12 protein-coding genes and 1 pseudogene are annotated in these 22,646 nt (G+C 59.4%); 8 read left to right on the forward strand and 5 right to left on the reverse strand.

The features are described 5' to 3' along the window. Window positions 1-113 precede the first annotated feature (113 nt). Entirely contained in the window at window positions 114-791 is a 678-nt protein-coding gene (locus tag J2T60_RS11510; protein ID WP_253450235.1) for an NYN domain-containing protein, read from the forward strand. Between the two features lie 79 nt (window positions 792-870). On the opposite strand, the gene J2T60_RS11515 is transcribed toward J2T60_RS11510, so the two are convergent. Next, the gene (locus tag J2T60_RS11515) at window positions 871-3,561 is read right to left on the reverse strand and encodes a DUF2339 domain-containing protein (protein ID WP_253450240.1); all 2,691 of its coding nucleotides are present in this window, start codon (window positions 3,559-3,561) and stop codon (window positions 871-873) included. Between the two features lie 993 nt (window positions 3,562-4,554). Between J2T60_RS11515 and J2T60_RS11520 the strand changes: the two genes are divergently transcribed. After that, window positions 4,555-5,037 carry a hypothetical protein gene (locus tag J2T60_RS11520; RefSeq protein ID WP_253450243.1) on the forward strand — a complete coding sequence of 161 codons (483 nt, stop codon included), beginning with the start codon at window positions 4,555-4,557 and terminating at the stop codon, window positions 5,035-5,037. Window positions 5,038-5,766: 729 nt separating this feature from the next. Further along, window positions 5,767-6,189 carry a putative signal transducing protein gene (locus J2T60_RS11525; protein WP_253450246.1) on the forward strand — a complete coding sequence of 141 codons (423 nt, stop codon included), beginning with the start codon at window positions 5,767-5,769 and terminating at the stop codon, window positions 6,187-6,189. A 148-nt stretch (window positions 6,190-6,337) separates the two neighbouring features. On the opposite strand, the gene J2T60_RS11530 is transcribed toward J2T60_RS11525, so the two are convergent. Next, window positions 6,338-9,148, reverse strand: a complete 2,811-nt coding sequence (locus tag J2T60_RS11530) for a hypothetical protein (protein WP_253450248.1) — start codon at window positions 9,146-9,148, stop codon at window positions 6,338-6,340. Window positions 9,149-9,509: 361 nt separating this feature from the next. Between J2T60_RS11530 and J2T60_RS11535 the strand changes: the two genes are divergently transcribed. After that, window positions 9,510-11,663 carry an IgaA/UmoB family intracellular growth attenuator gene (locus J2T60_RS11535; protein WP_253450251.1) on the forward strand — a complete coding sequence of 718 codons (2,154 nt, stop codon included), beginning with the start codon at window positions 9,510-9,512 and terminating at the stop codon, window positions 11,661-11,663. A gap of 76 nt (window positions 11,664-11,739) precedes the next feature. Here the strand turns inward: J2T60_RS11535 and J2T60_RS11540 are convergent, their stop codons facing one another. From J2T60_RS11540 to J2T60_RS11550, 3 genes are all read right to left on the reverse strand, one after another. After that, the gene (locus J2T60_RS11540; RefSeq protein WP_253450254.1) at window positions 11,740-14,757 is read right to left on the reverse strand and encodes an efflux RND transporter permease subunit; all 3,018 of its coding nucleotides are present in this window, start codon (window positions 14,755-14,757) and stop codon (window positions 11,740-11,742) included. Further along, the gene (locus J2T60_RS11545) at window positions 14,754-15,857 is read right to left on the reverse strand and encodes an efflux RND transporter periplasmic adaptor subunit (RefSeq protein ID WP_253450257.1); all 1,104 of its coding nucleotides are present in this window, start codon (window positions 15,855-15,857) and stop codon (window positions 14,754-14,756) included. Before J2T60_RS11545 ends, J2T60_RS11540 begins: the two co-directional genes overlap by 4 nt. A 90-nt stretch (window positions 15,858-15,947) precedes the next feature. Further along, window positions 15,948-16,571, reverse strand: a complete 624-nt coding sequence (locus J2T60_RS11550; RefSeq protein WP_253450260.1) for a TetR/AcrR family transcriptional regulator — start codon at window positions 16,569-16,571, stop codon at window positions 15,948-15,950. Between the two features lie 152 nt (window positions 16,572-16,723). On the opposite strand from J2T60_RS11550, the pseudogene J2T60_RS11555 reads away from it, so the two are divergent. The 4 genes and pseudogenes from J2T60_RS11555 to J2T60_RS11570 all read left to right on the forward strand — a co-directional run. Next, a pseudogene (locus J2T60_RS11555) lies at window positions 16,724-17,215 on the forward strand (DUF6624 domain-containing protein); the annotation flags it as partial. Between the two features lie 95 nt (window positions 17,216-17,310). Continuing rightward, window positions 17,311-17,889 (forward strand): TetR/AcrR family transcriptional regulator, encoded by a 579-nt coding sequence (locus J2T60_RS11560; RefSeq protein WP_253450266.1) that lies wholly within the window; start codon window positions 17,311-17,313, stop codon window positions 17,887-17,889. Between the two features lie 96 nt (window positions 17,890-17,985). Beyond that, window positions 17,986-18,318: a hypothetical protein gene (locus J2T60_RS11565; RefSeq protein ID WP_253450269.1), complete on the forward strand. Its 333-nt coding sequence runs from the start codon at window positions 17,986-17,988 to the stop codon at window positions 18,316-18,318. Between the two features lie 291 nt (window positions 18,319-18,609). After that, a complete protein-coding gene (locus J2T60_RS11570) occupies window positions 18,610-22,455 on the forward strand; it encodes a S8 family serine peptidase (RefSeq protein WP_253450272.1) in 3,846 nt (1,281 codons plus the stop codon). Window positions 22,456-22,646: the final 191 nt, after the last annotated feature.

The raw sequence follows: 22,646 nt of genomic DNA on the forward strand, positions 1-22,646 counted from the left end.
TATCTCTCCCTGATAGCGCCCCTTAGAGTACGGCCCTCGCACATAGCAAGGGCTCGGAAATTTGGGGCTTTTTTTTGGCTAAGGTTTTTGGCTAAGGAAAGGGATGTCCGCGAATGAAGACTGCGATCCTGATTGATGGCGCTTACTTTGTTAAGCGCTATCGTGCCCTCTACCCCGAGAAGCATGACGAACCAATCGAAGACACCGTTTCGAATCTTTATGCCGGTGCAATAAACCTACTTCGAAAAGCGAACCGGCCGCCACGATCTCGTGAGCTGTATAGAATCTTCTTTTACGACTGCCCTCCCCTAGCGAAGTATATCCATAATCCAGTATCACAACGCGGGGAACGGTTAGCAGAATCTCGCGAGGCAATCTTTCGTCATTCTTTGCATGAGCAATTAAAACGTCAGCGAAAAGTCGCATTACGTCTCGGTCGGTTGGATGAGAACAATGCCCGCTGGGAGTTGAAAGGAGACCTGCTGAAGAAACTTCTTCGCGGCACATTGGAGGTCAAGGACATCCAGCCTACCGATGTCTTCTATCACGCAAGACAGAAAGGCGTGGATATGAAGATTGCCTCCGACATTGCCTCGTTGGCACATGGTGGTCATGTCGACCAAATTATATTGGTGGCAGGCGACAGTGATTTTGTACCTGCCGCGAAGCTCGCTCGTAGAAATGGCATCGATTTCGTTTTAGATCCAATGTGGAATCATATTAATCCGGACCTATTCGAGCACATTGATGGCCTATGCGGAGGCTGGAAAAATCCGAGAAATTCCACATAGCTAACAGTCAGGTTATAGAGGTGCGATCGTTATCCCATAGCAGAAACTCTAGCTCTAAGAATACGGGCCAGCGCGCTGTCTACTCCTCGGTCTCCTCTGGCGGTGCGGGGGCCAGGTAGCCCACCAGGATGGAGAGCAGGCCGAAGGCGAGGAAGGAGATGATGCCGGCCATGTTGGATAGGAACAGGCGGTCGATCAGGAGGAGCTTGGCCAGGACCAGGCCGAGCAGGGCGGCGCCGCACCACCAGAGGGGGCGATCGCCTCGCCGGGAGCCGAGAACCCAGGCGGTGACGCCCAGGATAGTCCAGAGGACGGTGACGGCGGCCTGGGCGGTGGGTGCGTTGAGGAGTGCTTCCAAGTTCCAGGGAATGTCGGTGAAATGATGGGTGGCTCGCAGGGTCATGGCCGTGACCACCAGCAGGCCGAGCCCGGCAAGCGCGGGCTGCTTGTAGGGGTGGGCCGGCAGTTTCCAGGTGAGCAGCAATGCCAGCGCGGCCAGTTGGGCTATTTCCAGGGGATTGAGGATCGGGAGGTAGATCAGGGGTGAGGGATCGCCTGCCGATTGGAGGCTGATTAGCAGGCCGAGCAGCAGCAGGCTGTTGCTGGCAATTCTCAGGATGCCCTGTTGCTCGGCCGGCAATGGCCAGGGGCTGAGCGGGGGGCGCTCACGGAACTGTAGCCAGGCGCAAAGCAGTAGTACCGGCAAGCCGCCGAGGGCGATCTGCCAGCCGACGCCCATTCCGGCGGTATTGGCGGTCAGGTTGTACAGGGCAATACTTGGTGCGGCGAGCAAGGCTGCGTGGGTGGCCAGGCTGGCCGCTAGGCGCTGCTCGGGTGGCGCTCTGTCTATGAGCCGTTGTCCCAGCCAGGCCAATGCCAGGAACAGGCCCCAGGCCGGGGCGCTCCAGCCGGCGACGACATCGCCGAAATGAATCTGTTGGGCGAGGGCGATGGGGGTGCCTGTGGCCAGGGCGATGATCGCCGCGATGGCGGTGACCGGCCAACCACGCCAGCGATACAGGGCGCCGCCGAGTCCGGCGGTCAGCCCGGCCAGGGCCAGCATAAGGTCCGCCTGGAGGGCGCCGCTGGCATGGCGTTCGATCTCCACCACACCGGCCAGTGCCCAGACAGCAATGCCCCAGACGGCGAGTGAGTGGACCAGGGTTTCCGGGGTGCGGGCGAGATCGAAGCGCCAGGCGCTGAAGAGGCCGGCAAAGGCGATGGCGAGCGCGCCCATGTATAGCCCGTTGAGAATGGGCAGTTCTGCCGACGGGCCGGTGACGGTGGCCCCGAGCAGGGCCAGGGTCGCCAGGCCCTGCAGACCAAGCCCGGCCAGCTGGGCCAGGCGTTCTTGCTGTCTCAGGCCAATCCATACCAGGGCGGCCCCTTCCAGGGCCCAGATCAGGGTGACCGTCGGCCCGGTAAAGGCGATGGGCACGGCGAGGGTGGCAAAGCCCACCGCCAATGCAAGGTGCGCATCGCCGAGCGGGCGAAGCCGGAAGCGCTTAAGCGTCAGCCAGGCCACCAAGGCATAGACCACGGCGATCACTGCCGAGCACAGCGCCACCGCGAGGCGTTCGCCGTCGAACAGGGCGGCAAATAGCGGGAAGGCGAACAGCGGCAGGCCGAATACCACGGCCACATCCAGCGTGCCGGTCCGGGCCTTGGTTTGCTCTGCGGGCTGGTTCAGGGCGTGGCGAATCGGGACCAGCAGATACAGCAACGAGAAAAACACCAGGAAGGGGAAGGTGCTGGCGAAGTGTTCCGGCTGGTAACGGAGCACGCCCCAGACGGTGCCGATGATGAAAGTGAAGGCGAAGCCCAGGCGGTTGAGCAGCGGCCAGGGCCGATACCAGGTGACACCTAGGACGGCGAGATTGAGTAGCGCGTAGTAGCTGAACAGGGCGATGTGGCTGCCCTCGCCGGTGGTGACGAGTATCGGTGCGGCAAAGCCGGCCACCAGGGCGAGTACACCCAGCGAAAGCGCGTTTTGTAATAGCGCCAGGGCTCCCGTCGCCGCGACCAGAATCAGCAGTAGGGCGAAGGCCGCTGTTGTGGGGATCAGCTGGTAGAGGCGGAAGGCGGCAAAAACGGTCAGGATCAGCGTGCCGATGGCACCACCCTGCACGGCCAGGGAGAAAAGCCGGCGAGCGTGGCGTTGCCGCCAGGCAAAGGCAAGCGCGCCCAATGCCACCAGGCTGATTCCGATCAGACGGAACTCAATGGGCGCCGAGAGCCAGCCCTGTGCCGCGGCGTAACGCAACAGCGCCGCCACGCCAACGAAAGAGACCAGTACGCCCACCTTGACCGGCACATTGCCGTGAGAAAACCAGTCCTTAAGCCAGCTCAGCGCCTGGCCAAGGGGATCGGAGGCCGGTTTGTCGATGGTCGATGACTGGAAGGCGGCCCGGGCCGGGCGGCGGTCGTCCGGGTGTTCGGACAGGAGGGTGGAGGCATGGATACGGTTCGAGTCCGGCGCATCGCGCTTGGCGGCTTTTGTTTGCCGGTTTGGATCGGCTGGCGGCTCTTCCCGTGAAGAATCGGGTGGTGAGGCCGCCGTATCGGTTTCTGCGGTTACCTTGGGGGTTACCTGGGTGGCTTCTTGGGCGGCGGCCCGGGTGGCGGTATTGCGTTCGTGCTCCTCCAGTCGGACTTCCAGGTCCCGGGTCCGCGCCCGAAGTTGCTTGAGCGCTTCATTGAGTCGGCTCACCACCACCGCGAAGACAATGACGGCAAGCACCGTCAGCAGGAAGCCAAAATCCCCTTTCATGCCACAAGTCCCCTTTCTCTATCCCCGGCGCTGCCTAATGGCCCGGCTACACGCTCAGATTCAATTTGAATGGGAGGGGCATGCGTACTGAACGCCGAATGAACGCCGATAAACGCGGACAGCCCCCTCCCGTAGGCCCTAATCTGCATGATCTGTCGGAAAATTTATACACCTGCCGGCCAAACCGCCATGAGTGAATCAATGTCATGACCGCTTGGTCCCTACCACCGGCGTCAGTTGAAATGGGGCCATAATGCATGTGTCGGTGCTATCTGTGTTCTTGGCCCGTCGAACGAGACTTGCCTTGATGCGATCCATCTCGAAAAATTAAGGGATTATTTCCGCTCGTGAAAGCAGACTACTTGAAAAAAACGGCGCTCCCGATATTATTTATTCCTGATAACGCCCCTTTGAGTACGGCCCATGCGCATAGCAAGGGTGCGGAAATTAGGGGGGCACTAAGCAAAAAATGGTGGTCAGGGCCTGCATCCCACTAGACTGATCGAACGAACACGGGGAGAGGGTTTGAAAGAAGGGGGGCATTTCGCAGTTTTTATATGGTGCGACGTCCTCTGGCGTTGTGTTTGTCCGAGAGTGACCAGGGTTTAGCCCGAGACGCTTTCTATCTGGTCCATGAAAACACCGTCGATACTGATCCCCTACGCTGGGCTCTGGAAAAGCCGAAGCGCATGCTGATAACTACCCTATCTAATGAGGTCTACCCCGGTTCTATGATCTGGAACTCGCAAAGAAAGGGGATCATGCAGCAAATAGATACTGATGGTTACTTAAGAGAACTGAAAAATGACACAGGGAGCGAGCATGAGGTGGGGTTGGATAATATTGGCTTTGATTTTAATTGTTGGGATGCAGGCGTGCACTGTTGTGCCGGTTGCGGAGAACGTATCGGGGGGGTATGAGCCGGACTCAGACTCGGAGTCCGGTTTGTTATTGGCTTCGGTAACCTATGAGGGTGGGTATTCGGGGTACAGCATGTTTTTTCGCTCCTTGGATAAGGAGTTTAAGAGGCAGTTGAGCATTGGCCAAGGTCAGGCGCCCATGCTGCCCTCGCAAAAAGATTGGGATATTGAGAAGCCCGGTGTCAGAGGACAAGTCTTTGCGATTGAGCTGGAAGCAGGCAAATACGAATTTTATAACTGGGCATTGTCCAGTGGGCCTACCAGCGCAAGGCCGGAATCTGAATTTTCAATCCCGTTCGAGATTCGGCCCGGACAATCTACTTACGTGGGTGGATTTAGTTTTGTTGCAACGGGCCGGATGGGGCTGACAATTACCTCGGCAAATGTGAAGCACCGGGATAAGATAGAGAGGGACCTCGCCATTATTATGCTCAATTACCCCAATATTAAAACGGCCCAGGTCTGGCGAGGAATTGAGGAAGGCCGCTCGGAAGAGATGCTAGGCGGTGAGTCCGTCACGCAGACGTTGATTTTTGTTCCTATGGTGGTTCCTTAGAGAATAAAAAATATGGGGATGCTCATTTCCCACAAAAGCAATAAGCCGCGACAACCACCACCAGCCAAATTCCGCCGTGATGTATCTTCTTAAGGAGCCAAATGAATATTTTCTATCCAAAATCAAGAAACCCGACTATATTAAGTAGGCCTGCCATCACGGTCTGGTGAGACTGGAACAGTATGGTGTGGGCGTATAGCAGGAAGCTGCAGCGTCTCTTGGGCTTTATCCCCGGGAGTCGAAACCCCGGGTCTACCTACAAGGGTATGATGCAGGGGATAAGCTATGCGCTCTATAGCCCGATTTTGGATCCTTTTATTTGTTCTTCTAGTTGTTGGCCCGGTTGCTTTTGCTGAAGAAGCAGAAGCTGGAGATGCTACGGCGCTCGAAGAATGTGCCGAGCTTGAAGTCAGCGAATCCATTTTGTCTGGTGACCTTTCTGTCGCCATGCTAGGGGGTGCGTCAGCGGATGTGGACAATCCCCAGCGGTGTTGCAGGATATGCCGGAGAGGAAAGGCATGTGGTGACTCTTGTATTAACAGAAACTACACGTGTCGTCAGCCGCCTGGATGTGCATGCAATGCGAATGATTCAAGATGATCATTTCGTCAATATGGTTTCAGTTTAGGATGACTTGCTGTTTGGGCGCTGAGTTTAACGGGCTTATTGCGCCGTGCATCTTTTGCGCCAAGCGGGCATGATGAAGGGGAAGTGAAAGGGGAAATCGAGATGCTTGTTACGATCGCCAGCTACACCGAGCCCTGGGAGGCGCATATCGTTCGCGGCCGCCTGGAAGCTGAGGGCGTTCCTGCTACCCTGGCCCATGATCAACACGTGAGTCTCGACTGGCCGCTCGCCACCGCCCTGGGGGGCGTCAAGGTTCAGGTGCCGCCCGCATTTGTTGAGCAGGCCCTCGGCATCGAAGCCGACTATCGTAACGGTGCGTACATTACCGCGCTCCAGGCCATTCATCCGGACACCAAAGCCATTGACTGCCCTGAGTGCGGTTCAGATCGTCTCCGCAGTCACGCTTCGTGGCCGCTCACCCTCCTTGCCCTAATGAGCCTGGGCATTGCTTCCATCATCTTTCCGCCTGCCACCGGTCGCCGTTCTTGTCGCGACTGCTATCATCACTGGGTACCGGATGAATGAGGTGAAGCTACCCTCTACTGATGGAGTGTGAGTGCCTAAAGAAGGTACAAACAACACGCATCCGCTGCATAGTTGCGAGATTAGGGTTCTATCGGTGCCGCTTACAGAAAGACCGGGCCGGCCGGGATTGGCCGGCCCGGTGTGGGATTTACCAGATCAGCTCGCCGCTGTGGGCGTCGAAGAGCATCAGGCCGCCGCGTAGCGTGTCGCCGGTTTCATCGGCACCCAATACGATCACCACATCATCATGGGCGGAGACATGGTAGCCACTGCCGTCCAGGCCGGGATTCCAGTCGTGATTCAGGGTGGCTTCCTCCATGTCGAAGGCGGCCAGCCAATCCCGCGGATGGGCATCGGGGTCTTCATTGGGGCTGCCTGCGAAAAGGATGCCGCCGGTGACATAGAGTTGCCCGTCACCACCGATGGCTATCCCGTTGGCTGAACCTGCCGAGCCGTGGCTATTCCGCCGGATGCCCGGCCGCCAGTCCGCATCCAACCCGCCGTCCTGGGCGTCGAGAGCGGCCAGGCCTTCGCGGGTTTCAAATTGCGGATCAACACCTGTGTCGCCGCGTACTTCTTCGAAGCGTCCACCGATATAGATCATGTTGTCATGGGCAAGCAACACTTCAACCGTATTATCGGCGGCCGGTGCCCACTCATCCACGAGACTGCCGTCATCCTGTTCGAGGGCCGCGAGTCGGCTACGGTCAACGCCGCCCACGTTATTGAAGTGCCCGCCAATATAGAGCCTGTCACCGTGGGCGATCAGCGTGTTGACATTGCTTGATGGGGCTGCAGACCAGCCACTGTCCACGCCGCCCTGGCCGTGGAAGAATGCGGCTACATTCTCCGTCGAGTGGCCTTCAGGGTCCGAGAAGCCGCCGCCCACAAAGACCCGTTCATCGGTGACCGCCAGCTGCCGGACGACGCCACCATCGCCCACGCTGGCCTGCCAGTTCTCATCCACACTGGCATCGGACAGCTTCACTGCCAGCAGCCCTTCGTGATCCACTTCGGCGTCTTCATCCCACCAGCCGCCAAGATAGAGGCGCTCGCCATGAATGGCCATGGCTTCCACCGACGTCCATTCCCCGCCGCCGAGTTCTGGGCGCCAATCCCGGTCCAGCAGGCCGCTTTCCAAATCAAAGGCTGCCAAATACTCACGGGGAACACCGCCAATGGAGCGAAAATCACCGCCCACGTATAGATGCTCTCCGTTTCCGACGAGCACACGCGGTTCATTGCCTCGTGTGATACCGGAGTGCCAGTCAGAAAGGGGAACTCCGCTATCGGCATCAAAGGCGGCCAGTGTCGGCGTCAACTGCCACTCGATGTCATCGTTTGGGCCATGGCCTACCCGGTCGAATCCACCGCTAGCGACAAGCCGGTCTCCCACCACGGCGACCTGGGTGATTCGCCGATCGGTTTGCGCCAGAAAACCTTCGCGCATGCTGCGGGAGGAAAGATCAAATGCCGCCAGATAGTCGCGTTCAACGCCATTGATCTCGCGAAAGCGGCCGCCCAAATAGAGTGTATCCTCGGAGAGGGCGAAGGACTCGACACGACGATCGGTGATGACGTCCCAATACCCCAGGTTCGCACCAACGCCTCCGGCGTCCACTACGCCAAAGCCATTGCGCTCTGCGTCGTTGACCTCGTCGAATCGCCCACGGACAAAAACCGCCCCGTCATCGACCAGCAAGCCTTCCACAATGGGGGTGCCGGTGCCACGAAAGACATCCGGGCCCCAATCCTCGTCAACCGAGCCGTCGCTGAGGTCTACGGCGGCTAGAACATCTTTTGATACGCCGTTGACGAGTTCGAAACGACCACCGATGAACAAGCGCTCGCCTACGGCGGCGAAGGCCTCCACACGTTCATCGGTGGAAATCTCCGGCTCATTGAGAAGCTCACCTTCATCGAGATCGATGATGGCGACATGCTCTCGTGAATGAGTCACGCCATCCACTTCGATTTCGGCGAATCGGCCGCCAACAAAGAGTTTGCCCTCATGAACCAAAAGCGTTTCCACCGCTTGGTCGGGGTGGAAGGCCCAATCCGTATCCACACCGCCGTCGGGGCGGATCCGGGCAAGGCCGGTGCGATCCAGTCCATCCACCGAGTCGAAGGTGCCGGCGATGAACCATCCGCCGACCCCGTCGGGGACAGCGGCGCGAACCTCGGCGTCCGCATCGGGCCCAAATGCGGGCAAAGGACCATGGGGTTGGCCGGTTTCGGCATGGATTGGCGCACCGCCGCTGGCCTGCAGGCCCACATGCCTGAAGCCGCCGCTCACATACAAGCGACCATCCTGGATGATGGTGTCCGTGGTCCAGTCACTGAAAGCCGGCGTGGCGCCCCTGGCGGCTACGCGCTGGGACTGCATGCCCTGGTACTCGGCAATGAAATACCACGGTGTGTCGACATCGAAGCCGTCGGCGATGCTTTCCAGCGTCACCGAGCCGCCTTCAGCCTGCATGATGGCACCGCTGTCGGAGCAATTGCTGTAGGCCTCCCAATCGCAGTCCGCATCGGATGAGTAAAAGATGTCTACCGTGCCGGGGCCTGACCAGTGAACATGCATCTGCATGATGTCCGAGCTTGCGCTCAACTCCGGTGCGGCGTAGCAATGTACCGCGATATCGTCGACACCCCCTTCGGGCATGGTCCCGGTGGCATTCTCAAGCTCACAATGCTGGGAGGCGGGCTGGGCGTCCAAGGCAACCGAGTATTCATCATCGACTGCTATCGTTGATTCGAAGCTGAAGGGACCGGATTCTTCAATCTCAAAACTCTCTTCATCATTGAGGGTGAGGATGAGACCGCCGCTACTCAGTCCATGCACCTCCCCGCCAACTTGACCTTCCTCGGGCCCTTCGGTTTCGCCACCGGATCCGTCACCGCTTCCACCATCGGTCTCATTGGATCCGCTGGACGAACTGCAGCCGACGGCGAACATCAGCGTAATCGCAAGAAGCAGAAAACTGGCGCGGCCCTTTGGCTGCGAATTCAGTGATTCTGGGCGGTTGAAAATAACGAAAAATCTTGTGAAGTACATGGTTGCCCCTCCGGCGGTCCCTATCCCCTGATTTCGGAAGCGAATTGCTATCCGAGTGCTGCAGTGTTCCCTGTGGCCGCAAGGGATACTACCCCCCAAATGCAGCGCCCTAACTCCCGGGAAGCTATGCGAGTACTGCAAGATTGGCTGGTGAAGTGACTTTTGCCATCGATTTATGGGCCAAACTTGTCGTATAGTTCGGTCCGGCGAAGTTTGGGAATACATAGCCAACCTCAAGGATCCAGATAGAAAGGGGAGTTCGGTGGACGGTTTTGTCCTGATCAAGATTGCGCTTTTTCTTATCATTGCTTTTGTTTCCATTGTTAGCGGCATCAATTACCAGCTGCGGCGACGTCGCTCGCGGCGGACTGCCAAGCGGGCTCGGCAGGAACTGCCGCCGCTGCGTCAGCTGGATAGTCGGGAGCTTGAGGCCCTGCAGGGGCAGCTGAATGATCCTGCCCGGCCGGATCGGCAATTGTCGCTGGATAACCATCAGGTATATCGCCTGGGCGGCCTCTTTGAGCGGCACGGCCTGGATGCCGGGGGCAATACCACCTGGCATGACCTGATTGGCGGCATTGAAGTCATCCTTCCCTATGATGCGGCCCTGTCACTACGCGAAGACAATGAGGCGGAAGTGGCTTTCGCTGGCCGCTACGCGGTGGTGGTCCGTCTGAATGATGATTTCGAGTTGGGCGGGGCGGTGGAACGCCAAAGGCGCCGGGAAGAACAGGAAAACCAGTGGGAGGCTGGAATCCGCGGCCCCCTTAAGCAGGTCTTTCAGGACGGCGCGGATACGGACGATGACCGCCCTCGCGGGACGGTTCGCATCCTGTCACAACGACTGGAATCCTCGGCCGAGGTGGAAGACCGCGAGGGCCGAGGGATTGGTTTTCTTTCCGGCGCCGTCTGGCTGGCTGCATTCATCGCCCTGGCTATTGCCGCCGTGGTGGAGGGCGAAACCGCTCGCCAGATTTGGGCCATTGCCGGTGGTGTTTTGGGCCTGCTCGGTCTGTGGCTGTTCTGGCGGCCCTACCGGCCTGGGGAGCCGGCTCGAGTTAACCGGGTCGAGGGGCCTTTGGATATCCTGTTTTATGAGAACCCCAATGGCGGCCCGAATACCGGCCAGCCGGTTTTGGGTAATGCCCTGCCCTTCACCGTACCCAGGCACTGGTTTGGCAAGCTGGGCGCTCAGATCGGCCAGCGAGTGGAGGCCGATATTCGGGTCACAGACCGCACGGCGGTGGGGCTGGACCCGAACTTCAGCATCGATGCCGAGATGATGCAGTCACCACCCCGTTACTGGGGCCGGCATTTGACCCTGAGCCTGGTCGCGGCCGGGGCGTTCTTTGCGCTGCTCGCCAATTCCCCGGGTCCGGTGGGAGATGTCTTGCAAGCCCATCACGCCTTGAACGGCGGTGAGCTGCGCGAATATCACGACAGCCCGTCCCTGGCCGAGTCCATGCCAGCCCTGGGTGAGATGGTGTCGCTGGCCGGCCAGGGCCATTGCCAGGTGGAGACCCCCAGCAGCAATCAGGTGACTGGCCAAATCGATTGCAGCCGCATCCGCTGGGATGGGGATTTGCTGGATGAGCCGATTGAGCCCCTGCCCGAGTATCTGCAATTGCTGGGTGGGGGTGATTACCTGGACACTCGCGACCTCACCGCCATGGAAAGAATGCTGGTGGGCGGCCAAACCCGCGGACGGGATGTGCGGGTGATTGAAAACCCCGGGCGTGCGGTATCGCTTGTGCAACAGGTCTGTGGAGACGAAGAAGCCAATGGACAGGGCCGTCGCAGCCTCCTGGTCCATAGCTGCGATCAAGCCCAAGAGCTCTTGTTGTCTCGGATGATTCTGGACATGGAAGACGCCCCCGAAGACTGGGCGGGTCTGAGTGAAGCCTTCAATGACGATGCCAATGATGATGTGGTTGGTCTGATTCTGAAACGGGAGCTGGACCGCTTCTACCGTCACGGCCGCGAGCTGAGCAACCGGATTACCGTTGACCATCGCGAGGCCCTGGCCGAATCCATCCTCGTCCACCAGGGTGGTGGGGTGCTGCTGGAAGTGCAAAATGCTGCGGATGCCGAGTTGCCATCCTATCACTTTCGCAACGATGGACTGGGCCACTGGCAAGCCCTCAAACGCCTTACTACCGACGAAGGCGCGGATGACTTTGCCGTGGAAGGCCTGGTGATGGCCGCTGGCGTGGACGACAGCGGCGCACCCCACTTACTACTGGATGCCAGCCGTTCATCAGATAGCAGCTGGCCGGCCCTGATGCGAAGTGCGGCGCTGATCCTGGCCGGGCTGTTGCTGATCATTCACTTGCCGCTGTTTGTCGCCACCCTCATGGCCGCCCGTCGACGCAGAAGGACGCTGAGGAGTGAAGTAAACTCAGATTCAATGCTCTAAAGAAACGGACTTCGTAAAGGATTGATTCAGAGAGCACGTAAAGGGCTTTCGACAAATTGTATGCCGGCTCGCTAGCTTAGGCTGCCTCTGCCCGGAAGGCGAGGCGATACAGCGCCGGTACCACCACCAGTGTCAGTAGGGTCGAGGCCAGCAGGCCAGAGATGATGGCCCAGGCCAGTGGTGGCCAGAGGGTGGATTGGGTGAGAGTCAGGGGGAATAGCCCGGCGACGGTGGTGGCAGTGGTCAGCAGAATGGGGCGAGTGCGTCGGCCGACCGCCTCGGCGACGGCATTGTCCAGACCCATGCCGTCTTCGCGATTGCGGTTAATGCGGTCCAGCAGCACGATGGCGTTGTTGACCACGATGCCAACCAGGGCGACCACACCCAATATGGCGGTAAAGCTGAACGGCTGGTCGGCCAGCCATAGTCCGGGGATCACCCCCACCACCGCCAGCGGCACGGTAATCAGCACCATGCCCATCATGCGGAAGGAGTTAAATTGCACCAGCAGGAAGATCACCAGTAGAAGCGCACCAATGGGTAATGTCTGGAATAGCTCGGTGTTGGCCTCACCGGCCTCTTCAGCGGCGCCGCCGATGGCGTAATGGGTGCCTTCCGGCAGATCCAGGGCATCCAGCTTGGGTTGCACGCGGTTGAGTACGTGTACATAGGTCTGGCCGTCCACCACTTCCGAGAGCACCTGGGTCATGCGTTGCAAATCCCAGTGCTGAATGATGGCGGGCTGCCAACGGGTTTCTATGCGGGCAATCTCCGACAGCGGTATGCCGGCCTCACCCACGCGCAGACCTTCCAGTCCCTCGAGGGGAAAGTCCTCTCCTTCCGGTGAGCGAATCCGCAGTGGCATGGCGTCGCGTTCTGCCCGCCACGTGCTGATCTCCAGGCCGCGACTGGCGGTGGCCAGGGCGCGGGCCACATCGCCCCGGTCCAGGTCGTATTCGGCGGCGCGGGCATCGTCCACCTGAATATGCAGGCTGGTGAGGCCTTCGCCCAGGGTGTGGCGAGCATCGCGGCTGCCGGGGTCATCCCGCACCACGGCCAGTACGGCTTCTGCGGCCTCGCCCAGGCGCTCGCTGTCCTCGCCATAGACCCGCAGCTCCACCGGCGCATCCACGGGGGGGCCCTGGCCCAGCCGCCGCGCCGCCACCTGGGCATCGGGCAGGGTCTCCAGTGCGGTGGCTCGTACCCAGGGGAGGAGCTCATCCAGGCGGTCCACACTGTCCACTTCCACTACCAAGCGGGCCAGATGGGGCTGGCTGCTGAGCGCGATCAGGTTGTAATAGAAGCTCGGGCCGCTGAAACCCGAAAAACGGTAAACGGCGTTTACTCCAGCTTGGGTCTGGATATGAGCACCCAGGGTGGCGGCGGCGTGGTCGGTGTGGGAGAGGTGGGTGCCCTCCGGGAAATGCAGGTCCACCACCATCTGGTTGCGGTCGGTGCTGGGGAAGAAGGTCTTGTCCAGGGCGCTGAAGAAGGCCCCCGCACTCACCACCAGCACGGCGGCCATGGCGAGTACGGTGAGTGGCCGGGTGACAGCAAAGCGACCCAGCTTTTCACTCTGTATGACGCTGACCTCCCGGCGGTCCACGGGGCGTGGCCGGAGAATTGCGGCCGCGAAGATGGGAGTGACCAGCAGGGCGTAGAGGAAGCTAATGGCGAGGGTGAGCATTACCATCACCGGGATGGCCCGAGTGAAATCGGCGGTGCCGCCGGCGGACAGCAGCAGGGGGGTGAAGGCGGCCAGGGTCGTACCGGTGGCAGCCATTAAAGGGGTGGCGAGTTCCCGCAGGGCACGGCTGACTGCTTCGGTCGGCGAACGACCCTGGTCGAGATGCCACTGGATATTCTCGGACATGACAATGGCGTTATCCACCAGCATGCCCAGAGCAATCACCATGCCGGCAATGGCCATCTGGTGCAGCACGCCCCCGCCCATGGCATAGACGGCCAAGGCGGAGAAGGTCACCAGCGGCACCAGCAGGCTGACGGTCAGCCCCAGGCGCAGGCCCATGCACAAGAACAGGATGGCGGCGACAACCAGGATTCCCAGCAGCAGTGAAAAACCAAGTTCACTGAGGCGCTTTTCCACCCAGTAGGGCTGGAAGAACAGCTCCTCAATCTCCAACGGGGCGTAGTCGGCCCGCAGGTCGTCAATGTGTTCACGCAGGGTTTCGCCAAAGGCCACCACATTGAGGCGATTGTCCGGGACGATGATGCCCAGGCCCACAGCAGGACGGCCGTTCAGACCGATCTTCTCGCCCAGGGGTTCGTCGGGGGCGTGGCGAATGCTCGCCAGTTCGCCCAGGGGAATGTAGTCCCCCCGGGCGGTGCGAATGGGCGTGCTCGCCAGACTTGCCAGTGACGTGAACTCGCTTTCCGGGTCCAGTACCACCGAACGACCCGTCACACGAAGATTGCCGGCCGGCAGGGTCTGGTTGCGGGCGGCCAGTTGTTGTCCCAGTGCGGTAGCGTCCAGGCCGGTCTGCTCGGCCACCGCGTCATCCCAAGTGACGACGATACTCTCGCCCGGGTCCGCCAGCAGCTCGATGCGGTCGATGTCCTTGAGCTGAAAGAGGTCTCTCTTGAGGCGCTTGGCCGCCGCGCGCAGCGCCAGCAGATCGTCGCTGCCGCTGATTGCCAGCACAATGCCGTGGGTATCCATCTGGCGGTCGTCGACACTGGCTGGTCCGGCGGCGTCGGGGAATTGTCGTGCGGCCTCGTCCACGGCGATCCGGATACGGTCCCAGACGGTGTCGGTGTCGTAGACATGCTCCTGCATGCCGATCATTACATGGGCGAAACCCAGGCGGGCGGTTCCGCGAATCTCGTCGATGTCCGCCACCTGCGCCAGTTCTTCTTCCAATGGGTTGAGGATCAGGCGCTCCACCTGTTCTGGGTCGGCACCCGGGTAGGGCACCAGAATGTCGCCGTAGCGGTGGGGAAAGAAGGGGTCTTCCTGGCGATTCATGTTCTGCCAGGCCAGCAGGCCGAGCACAGCCAGCAATAGTGCTAGAGTCATGATCAGGCGACGTTGGCGGAACAGGCCCAGCAGGGTGTTTTCGGCACGTGCGTTCATGGCAGCACCCGTACCGATCCGCCGTTCACCAGGCGGCCCTGTCCGGCGATGACCACCCGATCACCGATGGTCAGGCCCTCATGCACATCCACCCAATCGCCTCTAAACCGCCCGGGGGCGATCTGTACGCGTTCCACGGTCAGTGACTGCTCATTGTTCGATTCCACCACCCGATACACCGAAGGTTGATGTCCTCCCGGGTCCAGCACAGCTGTCAGCGGTACCTGAACCGCCCCCGAATGCTGCCGACCGAAATGCACGTGAACCACTTGGCCCGGTGCCAGATCATTGTCCCGGGGCAGGGTAACCACGGCGACCGCCATGTCACGGCCGCCATGGCCCAGGCGTTTTAGTCGCGCCTCAAATTGCCCGCCCTGCAGGGGACGGCTCAGCCGCACGACCGTGTCGCCGTCCACTTCTTTTGCCAGGGTGGCGGGTAGGCGAATCTCGACTTCCAGTTCGCCCAGGCCGGCCAGGCGCACAATCGGCTGGCCGGCCGAGACAAAGTCACCAGCTTCGGCCAGCACTTCGATTACTTCCCCCTCGAAAGGCGCTCGCAGTTGTAGCTCCGCCAGTTGTTCGCGGGCCTCGGTGAGATTGGCTTGCGCTTGTTTTCGTGCCTCGCGGGTGGCATCCAGTCGCGCTTGCAGGCGGTCCACTTCCTCCTGGGAAATCAGATCCCGCTCACGTAGCGCCTGGGCCCGGGTCAGTTCCTGCTGGTATTGACGGATATTGGCCTTCAGTTCCTCCACCCGGCCCTGGGCGGCGGCAGCTTTCGGCGCCAGGGAGGGATTGTGGAGGCTGGCGAGGATCTCTCCCTGCTGCACGCGATCGCCTTCTGCCACCGGTCGCTCGGCTAGGGTGCCCGGATGCAGGAAGGCTGGCTGGCTGCGTTCCCGGGCCCGGAGTACGCCGGGAAAGCGCTGCCATTCCAGCGCCGGTGCGTCGCGGACGGTGGCCAACCGCACGGCCGGCCGTGCGTCCACCTCCTTATCTCCGGCCTCGCCCGAAGAAGATCCCCAGGCCATCAGTAAGCCGCCCGCCGCGAGCAACAGGCCGGTCGCGATGACGCCGACGAGACGCATTCGTGTGCCTTTCATGACTGCCCCTCTTATTCAGACCGGCTGATTTAACTGGTCGACCGGTCAATACTAGGTCCCAAAAAAACGACGCTTTACGTCGTGATTGCTTTAACGGTCGGTGTCCGAGGCATCCCGGGGTAGCAGCCCATCAAGTAGCAACTTTAAGAAGTCCTCGAGAAAATCCTCGTCACTCCCCATGCCCGGCCAGTGCTGGTGGTGGCACTTGGCCTCGAACCATTGGGTGCAAGCCATGCAGAATGTGGCCACCACATGGCTGGGGTTCACATCCTTTCGGAACAGGCCCTTCTCCTGAACTTGCCTGATGCGCTCGGCACCCAAAGCCACCAGCTTCTGGTCCATCTCCACGCAGGTACTGTCCCCCTCCAGGTGGGTCCAGGCAAACAGGCGTACCACTCCGGGGTTGTTCTTGAGAAAATGGAAATACTCTTCCACCGAGTCTTTGAGCAGGGCTGGCGCCGGGTCTTCGGCTTCTTCCAACATCGCCATCTGGCCCGAGAAGTACTCGGTGAAGGCGGTTTCCTTGACCGTCTCCCACAGCTCCGCCTTGCTGCCGAAGTGGTGGTGAATCAGGCTCTTGGTCACCTTTGCCGTCTTGGCAATGTCACTCATCGACACCGCCGAGACCCCATGTTCGATGAACAGGCCCGTTGCGGCCTCCAGGATGGTTTCCCGGGTGCGTTCCGGATCTCTTGTCTGGGCTTCGGCATTCATGGCTCGGATTCTAGTATTAATTGGTCGGCCGGTCAATTATACCGAGTCTTGTGATTGGAGAGAACCTTAGTATATTCGTTCGATGCGCTTAACAATGTCCCGGTCAGGGGGGCATGGGAACTTAGTATGAGGCAAGGGATTCAGTCACACAAAGCGGCGGTGATGAGACTGCGTTTCGCAAGGTCATTGGGGTAGATGCCAACAATCGGATGTGGCTGGAGCATGTGCTTACGATTTGTGAGCAATGGCCACGGACGAGCGACGTGGGCGAGCAGGGTGCGGAGGCGGCCTGGTTGATCGCTTTGCATGGCGATATGAACCCGGAATTTCAGGAGCTAGCCGCCCGGTATATGCGAGAGGCTGTAACGGAAGGCGAGGTGGAGTCACGACGTTATGCGGGGTTGGTAGACCGGGCAAAACGAAACCGTGGGAAGGCACAGAAGTTCGGTACTTTTTACGAAAGAGTGGATGGCGAACTTCAGTTCTACGAAATCAAGGATGTGGACGTAGTAGATAAACGACGGCAAGCCATCGGCCTGCCTCCCCTTGTCTGTGAGCTCTGTGGCAACGAAGTGAGAAGCGCTGTCCTGGTAAATGGTGAGCGGCGTCTGAACCAGCCGGACTGCGGGAATTGTGAGGAATAGAATGCTCATCGTTTAGAGGAGGGTTTCAAATGGCGTCTTGATTTCTCGAAAACCTCGACTATTATCAGAATAGACCGGTCGGTTTAGGAGTCGAAATGCCGAGAGATACCAGGGGCCAACTGTTGGAGACAGGGCTGGCGATGCTGCTGCGGCAGGGGTATTCCGGCCTGGGCATCCAGGCGGTGCTACGGGAGGCAGGGGTCCCGAAGGGCTCCTTCTATCACTTTTTCAGTAGCAAGGAAGACTTCGCCCTCCAGGTAGTCGACGCTTACATGGCGGAGGTGCACAAGGGCCTTGATGTGGCCCTGGGCGATACCGCCCTGTCTCCTCTGGATCGGGTTCGGCGCTTTTTCGAGCTGAGTCGGGACAAATATGAGAGCGAGGGCCGTTTGGGTTGTCTGCTGGGTGGTCTGGGCCAGGAACTGGCGGGGATCAGTGAGACCTTCCAGGGGAAAATCGAAGGCTGTTTCGCGGTGATTGTGGGGCGCATCGCAGACTGTCTGGAGGAGGCGCGCCAGCAGGGCCAATTGCCGGCGGACAATGATCCACAGCATATGGCCAATCTGCTGCTGAATTGCTGGGAGGGTGCCGCTCTTCGCAGCCGCCTCTGGCGGGATACAGCGCCGCTGGATGCCATGCTGGACTTCTATTTTTCTGCCGCGAGGTCCGCTTGATGGTTCTTGCTGCAGCAAGGCGTAAGCCGCGAGCTTTTCACCGGGAGTTTAGCGATACAAGTGCTTAAGAAGGCAAAAGCCGGGAGGGTAGCGACCATGTTAAGCACAAAGCTTCGTCGGGCCACCGACAATGAATTCATTCCAGTCCACTTGGGCGGCCTTGCACTGATGGTTCGTGGCCAGATTCGGGTCCGCCCAACATCCAGTGAGTCGGCCACATCGGATAGTGGTGCGGGTGCCAAGCAAGTTGGGCCCGGTGTCACTGTTAACTGTGCCAGTTTGCAGGACGCTCAACAATGCATGGAGTTTGCCGCGCGCAATGGCCTGCTGCTCAGCGTATTCAATGGGAAAAGCGAAAGTGGCACCCCGCCCGCCTGTGATGGGGGCATGGCTGTGGACCTGAGCGCGGTCCGTTTCAACGCGCAATGAACCAGACTCCAATTTTGCTTATGAACCATCACGGTTGAGCAATATCCATTATTCTCCGTAAGCGAAGTCCGACACCCGACGACAGCGGGGAGATGACTCCATACGGGTGGCCCCACGTGAGCCACTTGTGCCCTCCGTCAAGGGGGTGGGCACCCCTGTTTGCGACCCCTAGGCTGGCCATTCCATTTGGAGAGTCTAAGGGAGGCAAGGGAAATGGCAATCAGGACGAAAAAAGCAGCGGGAACGCTGCAATACTCGACACTTGGCGCATCACTACTTCTGGGTTTGGCGTTGTTGCCGGCATCGCTGCCCTTGATGGGTGATGAGCGTAAGAAGGATATGGAGCTGGAGCTTCGCATACAGCACCCGGTTGGCCGAATTGCAGCGCCCCGAATGGCGGTGGCCCATGAATCCGTGACATTGTCCGCCAAGGCCAACGGCGAGCCGGAGAGTCTGGATCGGTCCTACCAGTGGGAACTGCTGGACGCACCGGATGGTGCCTCCGCCTCATTGTCAGAGAATGAGCGCCACGCGATGTTTACCGCCGAGAGGCCAGGCCGTTACCGGGTTGGCTTAAGCGTCTCCGACGGTGTGCTCACCAGCCATCTCGTCAGTCATGAAATCAATGTGGTTTCCTATCTGGATACCTATCTTCCCCACGCCAGCATTGGTGAGCACCGCTTGGTGGCGCCCGGGGAAAGTACGGACATTGAAATCCAGTGGCCTTTTGATCTCAAAGAACTACCCGGTGATCTGCGCCGGAAACTGGATTCGGTGGAGCGAAACTGGTCCTTGCTCAAGCAACCGGATGACAGTCGGGCTCGCCTGTCAGGTCGCGGCGATCAAGTCCGACTGGAGCCCGACCAGGAAGGCGAGTACATCCTGCAGCTGGCATTGAAGTATGAAGGCGACGTCTACCGTTTCCGTCGCAGTGTGCTGGCGACCAGCAATCCCCTGGGTGCCGGCTATATGGATGGTAATCGGGACCTGCTGATCAGTGACCGCACATCAACCTTCGTTATTCCCACGCCCGCCAAGGAAGGCCATATCGGCCATGATCCGAAAAGCGGGCGTCAGGTGGCTCGTGATCAACTGAATCTTTTTCTGGATCCGGAAGCGCGCCTGGGCCATCTCAATGAGCTGCTGCGACAGTACGATATGGGAGTCATCGGAATGATGGCAGGTACCAGCTCGGTACTGGTTCGGTTCCCGGATCCGGGGTCCATGGAGGCCTTGGGCGAACTGGCAGCGGCGCTGGAATCGTCACCGCTTGTTCAAAAAGCCAGCAAGAATGATCTGCTGAATGCTCCTGGCGACAGCAGTCGGGAACGCCCGGCCGTTGATTCCGGTGACGCGGTGCCCGGTGCCATCAACCCCAGTCTATCCACCCAGCGGCAGCGATTGCGGAGTCACCTCGCTGCGCGGGGGCATGGGGCCTGGGCCCATTCGGCGGCCTATGGCGATAGCCTTTCGGATCGGCCCTGGCTACTTATTGCGGATACATTCGGCGGAGGCGCCCCGGAGCAGCCCCACTTCAACGGTAGTTTCACGTCTTCGGATTACGTGACGGATGACTACGATGATCATGGCTATTTGGCGTTGGGGATCATTATCGGGGCACACGACAATATCGTCGGTGCCGGCGATGAGAACCACGCTGTAGGGATGTTCCCGGAAAGGCTGCGTATCCGTGCCGTGGATGATCAGAACTACAGCACGGCCTACGGGACGGTGAACGCCATCGTCGACCGGCTGGAAGATATCGACACACTCGACCCCAGTGCGAAAGTTGTTGTCAACACCAGCTTTTCCATGGAACCCAACTACGAAGCGTTAGTCAGCCCTTTGGCCTATGATTACGTCAGAGGAGTTCGAGGTGCAGGGATGGAAGATCGCATGTTCCACGCCACCTCGGCTGGCAATTTGCGTGACGATGAGAGTCAGAGCAACCTGGACTTCCCATCCCGTCTAACCAGCCCCTACGCTTACGCCACGCTAGGCTCACCGAGTATCGCGGTCGACTCGGAACCACCTCTGGACACCATTGCTGTAGTGGAAGATCGCAGATTTCTCAATGAGTCGGGCGGCGAGCGTTTCCTGCCGGGGTGCCTGACTTCCACTGCTCGATATGCGGGTAACGTGTCTGCTGTCAGTGGTAGTTGGACCATTGACGATGCCGCCGGGACCAGTGCCAGCTTCATGGGTGGCGCGTCCGCGGCTACGCCGCAGCTTGCGGGTGTGGCGGCAATGGTATGGGCGGCGGACAAGGATCTAGCTCCCGATGCCGTGGCCAACCGGGTTATGGCGTCGGCACGCCATGACCTGGATGATAATTGCAGCTTCAATCCACAGCCGGTGGTCGACGCCATCAACGCTGTCCGCTGGGTGGCAGATCCATTCGGACTTGCTTCGGCCTATCGACCGACGGGCATCTCCTCTGATCCTGGCGAACTGATGGATGAGGATGACCTTGTGGTCTTGCTGGAAGGACTCGATCGGGACTCGAGCCATGATTACGGAAACCATGCCAACGATTTCAATGTGGATGGCTATTCCGGAGGTGGCGATACATCCACGGGAACCGAAAAACTTGACTTAAGTGGGGATGGAAATATATCCACGGTTACCCAGTCCCTGGTAGGTTACATGCGCGAATTCGATGAGAGCGCGTTAACCAATCGGGATGTGCTTTGCCACGACGCTTATGATGATTCGCTTTATACAGGCTCGGAAACAGAGCGGAACCGATTGCTGGGGGAGCTCTGTGAAATTGTACGAATCCAGGTCGCCTCCCCAGAGGCGAACGAGTGCATTATGCACGGTGATCCTGTGGAAATGGTCTATTTCGCGGAAGTGGAAGCCCCTGTGCCTTTTGAAGTCACCACACTGGCCGACGATGATGTACTCGAGGGGCCTACGGGCTTCAATGGGCCATATTTCAGCTCCGTAAGCCATTCCATTACAGCGAATCACGAGCGCAGCCGGATAAAGGTCGAGCTGGAAGATTCTGATTCAGGTCTTTTTGCCCAGGACGAGCATACGCTTGATATTCAGTCCGGCATGCTTGATGTATGGATTGCTGGCGGCTCACCGCGTTATGTCAGGGTGGAAATGGATGGCGGCCAGAAGGTTGCCTCATCCACGTCATTGGCATCCAATGCGACTCTGCCGGAATGTTCTGATCCGGACAGTGATCGGGTCCCGGTAGAGGAGATCCAGTGGCAGAATGATAGTGGTGGTCCCCTTCTGGATGGAGGTGGTGCACCTCAGACTGGACAGAACGCTACGGTGCCCGGTGAGTACCTGCAGAATAGCGGTGGTGACTATTCTGCCCGCTCCGTATACGTCGCGCTTTCCTTTGAAGGTCAACAGGATGGCGATACGGTGGATTTGATTCCCTGTGCAGGGGGTATGGGGCATGACGACGATCTGCCAGAGGAGCTGGAAGGCTACATTGAGTGTCCCCGCGACGTATTCCTCGGTGAGGTTATGGAGGAACTGAAAGGAGCCTTTGGTACACCGTCATTGAGCGAGGTCCAGGACATTATTCGTGCTGCCTTGACCTTTGATTACGATTGGGACGTGACTGGAAGTGATGGGCCTCGCTGCTTCCCGACCTGGTGTGAACTGCCACCGGGTGGTAAGTGGGCATTGGATGACGCCTTCCGCGAACTGATCCATCAGGGCTATAGCCGCGATGCAGTTTCTCATCTGGATGAGATGGTCGATGTCCTTGATACGGTCGGCAATCCGGCACGAGCACGGGGTCAGTTGGCGACTATTATGGATCAGGCCCGCCAGGACCCGCTGGATTGGGCGGAATCGGAGATGCTGCTGACCGCATACAGCGTGGCAGTGGGCGCCTTGTCCTTTGGCGAGCCCGGGAGTGGCATGGATCCGCTTTGGGAGACATTAATGGACGGCCATGAACGCCAGGCTTTCTTCCGGAGCGAGTATGCAACCCGGCCGGCCCATGATGCCCTTGACGGCTTTATCTCAGCCGTAGCTGATGGAGCGTATGAGCCCCGCACCGAGAGTGAAGGATGGCTGGATTTTGTCCAGTTCGGTACCAGTGTAGGGAGCCTGCGGGCTTACCAGTCATTCAGCGAGGATGAGCCGCCGCACAAGGGTCGGTGATCCTGAAATACTGGACCAGTGAAAAGGTAGAGCCCCCGCCTGGTGCGGGGGCTTTTCTTCTCTGACCATGTTCCATTCATCGGTGGTAAATCGAGCGATATCACGGGCGCTCACAATCGAAATGTTTGTGAAAATATCTCAATTACGGTCTACACTCTCTAAAAATCGATAAGCGTGAGGCAACAATGTAC

The sequence above is a fragment of the Natronospira proteinivora genome (assembly GCF_024170465.1).
Taxonomy (GTDB): Bacteria; Pseudomonadota; Gammaproteobacteria; order Natronospirales; family Natronospiraceae; genus Natronospira; species Natronospira proteinivora.